10 protein-coding genes and 1 rRNA gene are annotated in these 10705 nt (G+C 68.6%); 2 read left to right on the top strand and 9 right to left on the bottom strand.

Going from position 1 to position 10705, the window contains the following annotated elements:
• From ACIA8N_RS10465 to thyX, 4 genes are all read right to left on the bottom strand, one after another.
• Window positions 1-88 (bottom strand): 16S ribosomal RNA (locus ACIA8N_RS10465); the annotation flags it as partial.
• Between the two features lie 523 nt (window positions 89-611).
• Entirely contained in the window at window positions 612-2297 is a 1686-nt protein-coding gene (locus ACIA8N_RS10460) for a ribonuclease J (protein ID WP_030550858.1), read from the bottom strand.
• Window positions 2298-2396: 99 nt separating this feature from the next.
• A complete protein-coding gene (gene dapA / locus ACIA8N_RS10455) occupies window positions 2397-3296 on the bottom strand; it encodes a 4-hydroxy-tetrahydrodipicolinate synthase (protein WP_365786905.1) in 900 nt (299 codons plus the stop codon).
• A 177-nt stretch (window positions 3297-3473) separates the two neighbouring features.
• Window positions 3474-4214, bottom strand: coding sequence for an FAD-dependent thymidylate synthase (gene thyX, locus ACIA8N_RS10450; protein WP_030206660.1), 741 nt, complete (start codon window positions 4212-4214; stop codon window positions 3474-3476).
• A 154-nt stretch (window positions 4215-4368) separates the two neighbouring features.
• Here thyX and ACIA8N_RS10445 point away from each other — a divergent pair, with 154 nt between their 5' ends.
• Entirely contained in the window at window positions 4369-4608 is a 240-nt protein-coding gene (locus tag ACIA8N_RS10445; RefSeq protein WP_359217673.1) for a hypothetical protein, read from the top strand.
• A gap of 54 nt (window positions 4609-4662) precedes the next feature.
• Complete coding sequence (locus ACIA8N_RS10440) at window positions 4663-5223, top strand: hypothetical protein (RefSeq protein ID WP_365786903.1); 561 nt, start codon at window positions 4663-4665, stop codon at window positions 5221-5223.
• On the opposite strand, the gene ACIA8N_RS10435 is transcribed toward ACIA8N_RS10440, so the two are convergent.
• From ACIA8N_RS10435 to rpsO, 5 genes are all read right to left on the bottom strand, one after another.
• Window positions 5213-5665, bottom strand: a complete 453-nt coding sequence (locus ACIA8N_RS10435; protein ID WP_365786901.1) for a tetratricopeptide repeat protein — start codon at window positions 5663-5665, stop codon at window positions 5213-5215. The two genes, ACIA8N_RS10440 and ACIA8N_RS10435, sit on opposite strands and share 11 nt — an antisense overlap.
• A 5-nt stretch (window positions 5666-5670) precedes the next feature.
• A complete protein-coding gene (gene dapB / locus ACIA8N_RS10430; RefSeq protein ID WP_365786899.1) occupies window positions 5671-6423 on the bottom strand; it encodes a 4-hydroxy-tetrahydrodipicolinate reductase in 753 nt (250 codons plus the stop codon).
• Window positions 6424-6450: 27 nt separating this feature from the next.
• The gene (locus tag ACIA8N_RS10425; RefSeq protein WP_030550873.1) at window positions 6451-7830 is read right to left on the bottom strand and encodes a pitrilysin family protein; all 1380 of its coding nucleotides are present in this window, start codon (window positions 7828-7830) and stop codon (window positions 6451-6453) included.
• Window positions 7827-10046 (bottom strand): polyribonucleotide nucleotidyltransferase, encoded by a 2220-nt coding sequence (locus ACIA8N_RS10420; protein ID WP_365786896.1) that lies wholly within the window; start codon window positions 10044-10046, stop codon window positions 7827-7829. The genes ACIA8N_RS10425 and ACIA8N_RS10420 overlap by 4 nt, the downstream gene beginning before the upstream one ends.
• Before the next feature lie 283 nt (window positions 10047-10329).
• Window positions 10330-10620 (bottom strand): 30S ribosomal protein S15, encoded by a 291-nt coding sequence (gene rpsO / locus ACIA8N_RS10415; RefSeq protein WP_030206644.1) that lies wholly within the window; start codon window positions 10618-10620, stop codon window positions 10330-10332.
• Window positions 10621-10705 lie beyond the last annotated feature (85 nt).

Below are 10705 nucleotides of genomic sequence, written 5' to 3'. Positions count from 1 at the left end.
TCCACCCCGAAGGGCTTCATCGTTCGACTTGCATGTGTTAAGCACGCCGCCAGCGTTCGTCCTGAGCCAGGATCAAACTCTCCGTGAATGTTTACCGGTTATCCGGTGACACTCGCGTTGAGCGGGACAGTCAGGCCGGAATAAGGCCGACTGTCCACAGCGTCCTCGCTGTGTATGTTGCCTACCCGCCACAAGGGCCGGCAGGACTTTCAAAGGAACCTCGCCATCCGAAGATGGACGGGGTATCAACTAATCTGGCGTTGATTTTTGGCACGCTGTTGAGTTCTCAAGGAACGGACGCTTCCTTCGTACTCACCCTCTCGGGCTTTCCTCCGGGCTTCCCTTCGGTACTTCGTTTTCCTGCGTTTCCGACTCTATCAGATCTTTCCGACCCAATTTCCTCGGTGCTTTCCGGTCCCTTTCGCTTTTCGCTCCGGGGCCTTTCGGCGCTTTCAGACTTTATCAGAAGTTCTGACTTGGTCTTTCCGCCTCCCGGTCGGCCTTCCGGGCGCACGTCGGCGCCGGGGCTTCCCGTTCTGGCGGAGCCGTAAACGTACTGGAGCGGGGCGCCCCGATGCAAATCGAGGGGCCCCGCTCCGGAGTTGCGCTGGTCAGACCTCTACGACGACCGGGAGGATCATCGGGCGACGGCGGTAGGTGTCCGAGACCCACTTGCCGACGGTGCGGCGGATCAGCTGCTGGAGCTGGTGCGGTTCGAGCACGCCGTCCTGCGCCGACCGGTTCAGGGCCTGGTCGACCTTCGGGACGACGGCGTCGAACGCCGCGTCCTCGATGCCGGAGCCGCGGGCGTGGATGTTCGGCCCGCTGACGATCTTGCCGGTCGAGGAGTCCACCACCACGAAGACCGAGATGATGCCCTCTTCGCCGAGGATGCGGCGGTCCTTGAGGTGGACCTCCGTGACGTCGCCGACCGACAGGCCGTCGACGTACACGTAACCCGCCTGGACCTTGCCGGTGATCCGGGCGCGGCCGTCGACCAGGTCGACGACGACACCGTCCTCGGCGATGACGATGTGGTCCTTCGGGATGCCCGTCATGGCGCCGAGCTCGGCGTTGGCGCGCAGGTGGCGCCATTCGCCGTGGACCGGCATGAGGTTCTTCGGGCGGCAGATGTTGTAGAAGTACAGCAGCTCGCCGGCCGAGGCGTGGCCCGAGACGTGGACCTTGGCGTTGCCCTTGTGGACGACGTTCGCGCCCCAGCGGGTCAGGCCGTTGATCACGCGGTAGACCGCGTTCTCGTTGCCCGGGATGAGGGACGAGGCCAGGATGACCGTGTCGCCGGGGACGATGCGGATCTGGTGGTCCCGGTTGGCCATACGGGACAGGGCCGCCATCGGCTCGCCCTGGGAGCCCGTGCAGACCAGCACGACCTCGTCGTCCGGCAGGTCGTCGAGGGTCTTCACGTCCACGACGAGGCCGGCCGGAACGCGCAGGTAGCCCAGGTCGCGGGCGATGCCCATGTTGCGGACCATCGAGCGGCCGACGAAGGCGACCCGGCGGCCGTACTCGTGGGCGGCGTCGAGGATCTGCTGGATGCGGTGCACGTGGCTCGCGAAGCTCGCCACGATGATCCGCTTCTGGGCGTTCGCGAAGACCGTGCGCAGGACGTTGGAGATGTCCTTCTCCGGCGGGACGAAGCCCGGGACCTCGGCGTTCGTGGAGTCCGAGAGGAGAAGGTCGATGCCTTCCTCACTCAGACGCGCGAACGCGTGCAGGTCGGTGAGGCGGCCGTCCAGCGGGAGCTGGTCCATCTTGAAGTCGCCGGTGGCGACGGCCATGCCCGCGGGGGTGCGGATGGCGACCGCGAGGGCGTCCGGGATGGAGTGGTTGACCGCGATGAACTCGCAGTCGAACGACCCCAGGACCTCCCGGTCGCCTTCCTTCACCTCGAGGGTGTAGGGGCGGATGCGGTGCTCCTGGAGCTTGGCCTCGATCAGGGCGAGGGTCAGCTTGGAGCCGATGAGCGGGATGTCCGGCTTGAGCCGGAGCAGGTAGGGGACGGCACCGATGTGGTCCTCGTGGCCGTGCGTGAGCACGATGCCTTCGATGTCGTCGAGGCGGTCCCGGATGATGCTGAAGTCCGGGAGGATCAGGTCGACACCCGGCTGCTCCTCTTCGGGGAAGAGGACGCCGCAGTCGACGATGAGCAGACGGCCGTCGAACTCGAAGACCGTCATGTTCCGGCCGATCTCTCCGAGCCCGCCGAGCGGGATGACGCGCAGGGCGCCCTTCGGGAGCTTCGGCGGGGCACCGAGTTCAGGATGCGGATGACTCAAAAGACTCTCCTCACCACGCACGCCACGTACCCCTTGGCACGTGGCGCGCATGACATTCGTGCACTTGCTGTTGTCAGTGTTCAGTTGTGAAGTCCGTTGTCAGAGTTCTACCCCGCCGGCGGCCAGGTCGACCTTGAGCTGCTCGGTCTCCTGCGGGGACAGCTCGACGAGCGGCAGGCGCAGCGGGCCGGCCGGGAGGCCCTGGAGGGCGAGGGCGGCCTTGGTGGTCATGACGCCCTGGGTGCGGAACATGCCGGTGTAGACCGGCAGCAGCTTCTGGTGGATCTCGGTGGCCTTCTGGACCTCGCCGCCCTGGTGGGCTTCGAGGAGGGCGCGGAGTTCCGGGGTGACGAGGTGGCCCACGACGGAGACGAAGCCGCAGGCGCCGACGGAGAGCAGGGGCAGGTTCAGCATGTCGTCGCCGGAGTACCAGGCGAGGCCGGAGCGGGCGATGGCCCAGCTGGCGCGGCCGAGGTCGCCCTTGGCGTCCTTGTTGGCGACGATCCGCGGGTGCTCCGCGAGCCGGACGATGGTCTCGGTGTCGATCGGGACGCCGCTGCGGCCGGGGATGTCGTACAGCATCACCGGGAGCTCGGTGGCGTCGGCGATGGCCGAGAAGTGCCGGTACAGGCCCTCCTGCGGGGGCTTGTTGTAGTACGGGGTCACGGCGAGCAGGCCGTGGGCGCCGTCACGCTCGGCGGTGCGGGCGAGCTCGATGGAGTGGTGGGTGTCGTTGGTGCCGATGCCGGCCACGATGTGGGCGCGGTCGCCGACCGCCTCCAGTACCGCCCGTACCAGCTCCGATTTCTCCGCGTCGCTGGTGGTGGGGGACTCGCCGGTGGTGCCGTTGACGACGAGGCCGTCGTTGCCTGCGTCCACCAGGTGGGTGGCCAGTCGCTGGGCACCGTCGAGGTCGAGTGCGCCGTCCGCCGTGAAGGGCGTGACCATGGCGGTGAGGACCCGCCCGAAGGGGGTCTGCGGAGTGGAGATCGGAGCCATGGGTAACACGCTACTCGCTGCTCAGCGCCGGGTGTCCTTTAGGGGCACAAGAGAAGAGGAGCCCGGCGCTGCCTGCTCGGGGGTTCAGGCAGCGCCGGGTCCGTTTGATCAGCCTAGATGAACTTCGTGAAACGTCGCAATACGGACACTTCGCGTCGAGGTTCGGACATGTGTGCCCTACGGGGCCACACGGCCGTTCTTGTTGAAGGCGGCATGGGTCAGCGGCATCAGCCGGGCCCAGTGCTCCTCCATCTTCTCGCCGACCATCTCGATCTCCCGCTGCGGGAAGGACGGGACCGCGGCCAGCTCGTGCTGGGTGCGCAGGCCCAGGAAGTGCATCAGCGAGCGCGCGTTGCACGTGGCGTACATCGAGGAGAAGAGACCGACGGGGAGGACCGAACGGGCGACCTCGCGGGCCACGCCGGCCGCCAGCATTTCCTGGTAGGCGGCGTAGGCCGTCCGGTACGAGTCCTCCATCGTGCGGCTCGTCAGGTCGTGCTGCTCCTGGCTGCCCTCGACGAAGACGTACTTCCCCGGGCGGCCCTCCTGGACGAGCTTGCGGGAGGCGTCGGGAACGTAGAAGACCGGCTCCAGCTCCCTGTAGCGGCCCGATTCCTCGTTGTACGACCAGCCGACGCGGTGCCGCATGAACTCGCGGAAGACGAAGATCGGGGCGCTGATGAAGAACGTCATCGAGTTGTGCTCGAAGGGGCTGCCGTGGCGGTCACGCATCAGGTAGTTGATGAGGCCCTTCGAGCGCTCCGGGTCCTTCTGGAGCTCTTCGAGCGACTGCTCGCCCGCCGTGGACACCCGGGCCGCCCAGAGGACGTCGGAGTCGCCCGCCGCGCTCTTGACCAGGTCAACGGTGACGTCGCTCCGGAAGTCGATCTTCACGTTCTCGGTGGGGCTGTCGCTCACCAGCGGTCCTTCCAGTCGGCTGTTGCAGTCGCCCACTCTAACGACGTCCTACCGGAGGATGAGATTCGGCCGCTTTGGTGAAATACGGCACCAAAGCACCTGTTCCGTCGTCTGTACCTGTGAAGCACACATACGACCGAGGAGAGTGGCTCTGATGTTCCGCCGGAAAGAGGCCGTACCGTTCGCGTTCGTCGCGGAGGCCGACCATTTCCGCAGTAACGTCACTCCACCGCCACGGGAGCGCCTCGGCGCCGGGCAGATCATGGGCCGTACCCTGATCGGGCTGACCGTCGTGGCCGGCCTCGTGGGGTCGCTGATCCTCGGGATGCCGTCCCTACAGTCGGGTGACTCGGCCGCTCGTCAACAGCAGTCCGAAGCCTCCGACAACCGCTGAGGTAGCCTCACCGGGCACTGCCCCTTCGAGCGTGCCTGTGAGTGAGGACCTGTCGTGCCCCTGCCCTTTCTGACGGCCGACCGTGCTTTTGACACGACCGACCACGTCGCCCTGCCGTTCGACGACCACGACCAGTGGCGCCGTCCGTACCGGCCGGGCTCCTGGCGCGTCGGGGCGGCGGCGGTCGCGCTGCTGCTCGCCTCGTTCGTGCTTCTCGCCGCGGTGATCATCACCGCGGCCGGAGGCTTCGACGGAGGGGCCGCCACCCTCGGCTTCGCCGTGCTCGTCGTCCTGGCCGCCCTGCGGATGCTCCGCATGGGTACCTGGGTGAGCCGCGCGGGGATGCGCCGGGTGGCCTTCTTCAGGACCGTCACCGTGCCGTGGGCCAGGGTGACGTCCGTACGGACCGTGCAGCAGCCCGTGCGCTGGCTGGGGCTCCCCCGTACCGTCCAGGGACAGGCGCTGGTGCTCGACCGGCAGGGTGGTGAGCAGCTGCTGCTGCTCACCGACCACAACGCCGATTTCCTCTCCCGTGTAGAGGCCTTCGACCGGGCGGCCGACACGGTCGAGGCCTGGCACGCCGAGTACGGCGTCGCCCCCGCCGTCACACGCTGACCGGACGTCCCTCGTGGAGGGCGATGGCCCGCTGCATCGCCTTGCGGGCCCGGGGGGTGTCGCGGGCGTCGTGATAGGCGACCGCGAGCCGGAACCAGCAGCGCCAGTCGTCCGGTGAGTCCTCCGTCTCGGCCTTGCGCCGTGCGAAGACCTCGTCGGCGGAGTCACGGTCGATGCGGCCGCCCTCCGTGCGCTTCAGCTCGTCGACGGGCAGGCCGCCCTCCGCCTCCAGTTCGGTGGCGAGGCGGCCCGCCTGCCGGGCGAACCGGGTGTTCTTCCAGAGGAACCAGCCGCCGACGCCGGGCAGCAGGAACGCGACCGCGCCCATGCCCATGGCGGCGGGCTCGCCCGTGAGGAGCAGCAGGACGCCCTCCATGGCCACCACGCCGAAGACGAGCACCAGCACGGTGGCCAGGAAGACGTACGTGATTTTTCCGCCCATGGCCGTCAGCCCAGGTCCAGGAAGTGCTCCAGGCCGAAGGTGAGGCCCGGAGTGCTGGTCACGCGGCGGGCGCCCAGGAGGATGCCCGGCATGAAGCTGGAGTGGTGCAGGGAGTCGTGGCGGACGGTGAGGGTCTCGCCCTCGCCGCCGAGCAGGACCTCCTGGTGGGCCAGGAGACCCGCCAGACGTACGGAGTGGACCCGGACGCCGTCGACGTCGGCGCCGCGCGCGCCGTCCAGGGCGGTGGCGGTGGCGTCCGGCTGGGCGTCGAGGCCGGCCTCCGCGCGGGCGGCGGCGATCAGCTGGGCCGTCCGGGTGGCGGTGCCCGAGGGGGCGTCCACCTTGTGCGGGTGATGCAGCTCGATAACCTCGACCGACTCGAAGTACGGGGCCGCGAGCTGCGCGAACCTCATGGTCAGGACCGCGCCGATGGAGAAGTTCGGAGCGATGAGGACGCCGGTCTCCGGGGAGGCGGCGAGCCAGGTCCGCAGCTGCGCGAGGCGCTCCTCGGTCCAGCCGGTGGTGCCGACGACCGCGTGGATGCCGTGGCGCACGCAGAAGTCGAGGTTCTCCATCACGGAGGCGGGGGTGGTCAGCTCGACGACGACCTGGGCGCCCGCCTCGGTGAGCGTCTCCAGCTTGTCGCCGCGGCCGAGGGCCGCGACCAGTTCCATGTCCTCGGCGGCCTCGACGGCCTTGACCGCCTCCGAGCCGATACGGCCCTGGGCACCGAGGACCGCCACGCGCAGCTTGCTCATGCTCTGCTCTTCCTTAGGGGCTTGGGGTCAGGAGACCGCTTGGTGGAGGCGGTCCGCCTGCTTGTCCTTCAGCGGGCCGATCACCGAGAGCGAGGGCCGCTGGGTCAGTACATCGCGGGCGACCTCCCGGACCTCGTCCGGGGTGACGGCCGCGATCCGGTCCAGCATGTCGTCGACCGACATCTGGGTGCCCCAGCACAGTTCGCTCTTGCCGATGCGGTTCATCAGGGCGCCGGTGTCCTCGAGGCCGAGCACCGTCGAACCGGACAGCTGGCCGACGGCGCGGGCGATCTCGTCGTCGGTGAGGCCGTCGGAGGCCACCTTGTCGAGTTCGTCGCGGCAGATCTTCAGGACGTCGTGGACCTGTCCGGGCCGGCAGCCCGCGTACACCCCGAAGAGGCCGCAGTCGGCGAAGCCCGAGGTGTACGAGTACACGCTGTAGGCCAGGCCGCGCTTCTCGCGGACCTCCTGGAAGAGGCGGGAGGACATGCCGCCGCCGAGGGCGGTGTTCAGTACGCCGAGGGCCCAGCGGCGCTCGTCGGTGCGGGCCAGGCCCGGCATGCCGAGGACCACGTGGGCCTGCTCCGTCTTGCGGTTAAGGAGCTCGACGCGGCCCGCCGTGCGCAGGTTCCGCACGCCGTCGCGCGGCGCGACGGGGACGGCGTCGGTACGGGTGAGGGCGCCGGCCTTCTCGAAGGCGCGGCGGACCTGGCGTACCACCGTGGCGTGGTCGACGTTGCCGGCGGCGGCGACGACCAGGTGGGTCGGGTCGTAGTGCTTCTTGTAGAAGCGGGCGATCTGGCCGCGGCTGAGCCCGTTGACGGTGTCGACGGTGCCGAGGACCGGGCGGCCCAGCGGGGTGTCGCCGAACATCGTCTGCGCGAACAGCTCGTGCACGACGTCGCCGGGGTCGTCCTCGGTCATCGCGATCTCTTCGAGGATGACACCGCGCTCGGCGTCCACGTCCTCTTCGAGGATGAGCGAGCCCGTGAGCATGTCGCAGACGACGTCGATCGCGAGCGGCAGGTCGGTGTCGAGGACCCGGGCGTAGTAGCAGGTGTACTCCTTCGCCGTGAAGGCGTTCATCTCGCCGCCGACCGCGTCGATCGCGGCGGAGATGTCGAGGGCGGACCGCTTGTGGGTGCCCTTGAAGAGGAGGTGCTCCAGGTAGTGGGTGGCGCCGTTCAGCGCCGGGGTCTCGTCGCGGGAGCCGACGTGCGCCCAGATGCCGAAGGTGGCGGAGCGCACGGAGGGGAGGGTCTCGGTGACGATCCGGAGGCCGCCGGGAAGGGTCGTGCGCCGGACCGTGCCGATGCCGTCCTTGCCCGGGAGAAGCGTTTGGGTACGGGCGACGGCCCGCCCCTCCGAAGAGGGGCGGGCCGTCGTCACGGAACTACGGGACGTCACTGGTCGGTGTCGCCCTTGTCGTCGGCGGCGCCGTCCTCATCCGCCATGACGGGGACGAGCGACAGCTTGCCGCGCTGGTCGATCTCGGCGATCTCGACCTGGACCTTGGCGCCGATCGCGAGCACGTCCTCGACGTTCTCCACGCGCTTGCCACCGGCGAGCTTGCGGATCTGCGAGATGTGCAGCAGACCGTCCTTGCCGGGCATCAGGGAGACGAAGGCACCGAAGGTGGTGGTCTTGACGACCGTACCCAGGTAGCGCTCGCCGACCTCCGGCATGGTCGGGTTGGCGATGCCGTTGATCACGGCGCGGGCGGCCTCGGCCTGCGAGCCCTGGGCGGCACCGATGTAGATGGTGCCGTCGTCCTCGATCGTGATGTCGGCGCCGGTGTCCTCCTGGATCTGGTTGATCATCTTGCCCTTGGGGCCGATGACCTCACCGATCTTGTCCACGGGGATCTTGACGGTGATGATCCGCGGGGCGTTGGGGGACATCTCGTCCGGCGTGTCGATCGCTTCCATCATCACGTCGAGGATGTGGAGGCGGGCGTCGCGGGCCTGCTTGAGGGCCGCGGCCAGGACGGAGGCCGGGATGCCGTCCAGCTTGGTGTCGAGCTGGAGGGCGGTGACGAACTCCTTGGTACCGGCGACCTTGAAGTCCATGTCGCCGAAGGCGTCCTCCGCACCGAGGATGTCGGTGAGGGCGACGTAGTGCGTCTTGCCGTCGATCTCCTCGGAGATCAGACCCATGGCGATACCGGCGACGGGGGCCTTGAGCGGCACACCGGCGTTCAGCAGCGACATGGTGGAGGCGCAGACCGAGCCCATCGACGTCGAGCCGTTGGAGCCGAGGGCCTCGGACACCTGACGGATCGCGTAGGGGAACTCCTCGCGGGTCGGGAGGACCGGCACGAGGGCGCGCTCGGCGAGGGCGCCGTGGCCGATCTCGCGGCGCTTGGGCGAGCCCACGCGGCCGGTCTCGCCGACGGAGTACGGCGGGAAGTTGTAGTTGTGCATGTAGCGCTTGCGGGTCACCGGGGAGAGGGTGTCCAGCTGCTGCTCCATGCGGAGCATGTTGAGGGTGGTGACGCCCAGGATCTGGGTCTCGCCACGCTCGAACAGCGCCGAGCCGTGCACGCGCGGGATGGCCTCGACCTCGGCGGCGAGGGTACGGATGTCCGTGAGCCCGCGGCCGTCGATGCGGACCTTGTCCTTGATGATCCGCTCGCGGACCAGCTTCTTGGTCAGCGCGCGGTAGGCGCCCGAGATCTCCTTCTCGCGGCCTTCGAAGGCCGGGAGGAGCTTCTCGGCGGCGAGCTCCTTGATGCGGTCGAGCTCGGTCTCGCGCTCCTGCTTGCCGGCGATGGTGAGCGCCTTGGCGAGGTCGCCCTTGACGGCGGCGGCGAGCGCCTCCAGGACGTCGTCCTGGTACTCGAGGAAGACCGGGAACTCGCCGGTGGGCTTGGCGGCCTTGGCGGCGAGGTCCGACTGGGCCTTGCAGAGGACCTTGATGAAGGGCTTCGCGGCCTCGAGACCGGCGGCCACGAGCTCCTCGGTCGGCGCCTCGGCGCCGCCCTTGACGAGCTCGATCGTGCGCTCGGTGGCCTCGGCCTCGACCATCATGATCGCGACGTCGCCGTCCTCGAGGACGCGACCGGCGACGACCATGTCGAAGACGGCGTCCTCGAGCTCGGTGTGCGTCGGGAACGCGACCCACTGGCCCTTGATCAGGGCGACACGGGTGCCGCCGATCGGGCCGGAGAAGGGCAGGCCGGCCAGCTGCGTGGAGCAGGAGGCGGCGTTGATCGCGACCACGTCGTACAGGTGGTCGGGGTTGAGCGCCATGATCGTCTCGACGATCTGGATCTCGTTGCGCAGGCCCTTCTTGAAGGAGGGGCGCAGCGGCCGGTCGATCAGGCGGCAGGTGAGGATCGCGTCCTCGGAGGGGCGGCCCTCCCGGCGGAAGAAGGAGCCGGGGATCTTGCCGGCCGCGTACATCCGCTCCTCGACGTCCACCGTGAGGGGGAAGAAGTCGAGCTGGTCCTTGGGGCGCTTCGAGGCGGTGGTCGCCGAGAGGACCATCGTGTCGTCGTCCAGGTAGGCGACGGCCGAGCCGGCGGCCTGCTTGGCGAGGCGGCCGGTCTCGAAGCGGATGGTGCGGGTACCGAAGGCGCCATTGTCGATGACGGCCTCGGCGTAGTGGGTCTCGTTCTCCACTATGGGTTTCTCCTACGTGTTCGTCTTTGCGTCCCGGGCCCGTGTGGCGGGGGACGGTGTGCGACGGCGGCGGAGAAGCTCGCTTCGGGGCTGGCCGGTCTTCGATCGAAGCACCCGGGGATTCGTGTCCGGGGGCCACTACCGAGGACCGGCGGCGAGCCGGCGGCTCCTCGCTCGTCGTATATGGGGTTGTGCCACCAGCCTAAGTGCCGGTGTCTGCTTTCCGCACGTACAGCAAAGGGAGCGGCCCCCTGAAAGTGGGAACCGCTCCCTCAACGGCGTGTTACTTGGCGCCGCCGGCCGCACCGCGGCGGATGCCGAGGCGGTCGACCAGCGTACGGAAGCGCTGGATGTCCTTCTTGGCCAGGTACTGCAGCAGGCGGCGGCGCTGGCCGACCAGGATCAGCAGACCACGGCGGGAGTGGTGGTCGTGCTTGTGCTGCTTGAGGTGCTCGGTCAGGTCCGAGATGCGACGGGAGAGCATGGCGACCTGGACCTCGGGAGAGCCGGTGTCGCCCTCCTTGGTGCCGAACTCGGTCATGATCTGCTTCTTGACAGCGGCGTCGAGAGCCACGCTGATCTCCTCTTAGGTGTTCGTGCGCCCGTGAGTGCCCCTGGTCTTGATCTCAGGGGAAGCTTCCGTGACTCGACGGGCGAAG

Origin of the sequence: Streptomyces sp. NPDC051822 (assembly GCF_044452745.1) — a bacterium.
Taxonomy (GTDB): domain Bacteria; phylum Actinomycetota; class Actinomycetes; order Streptomycetales; family Streptomycetaceae; genus Streptomyces.
The sequence above is the reverse complement of the archived record's forward strand: the minus strand, read 5'-3'. Positions and strand labels throughout refer to the sequence as shown.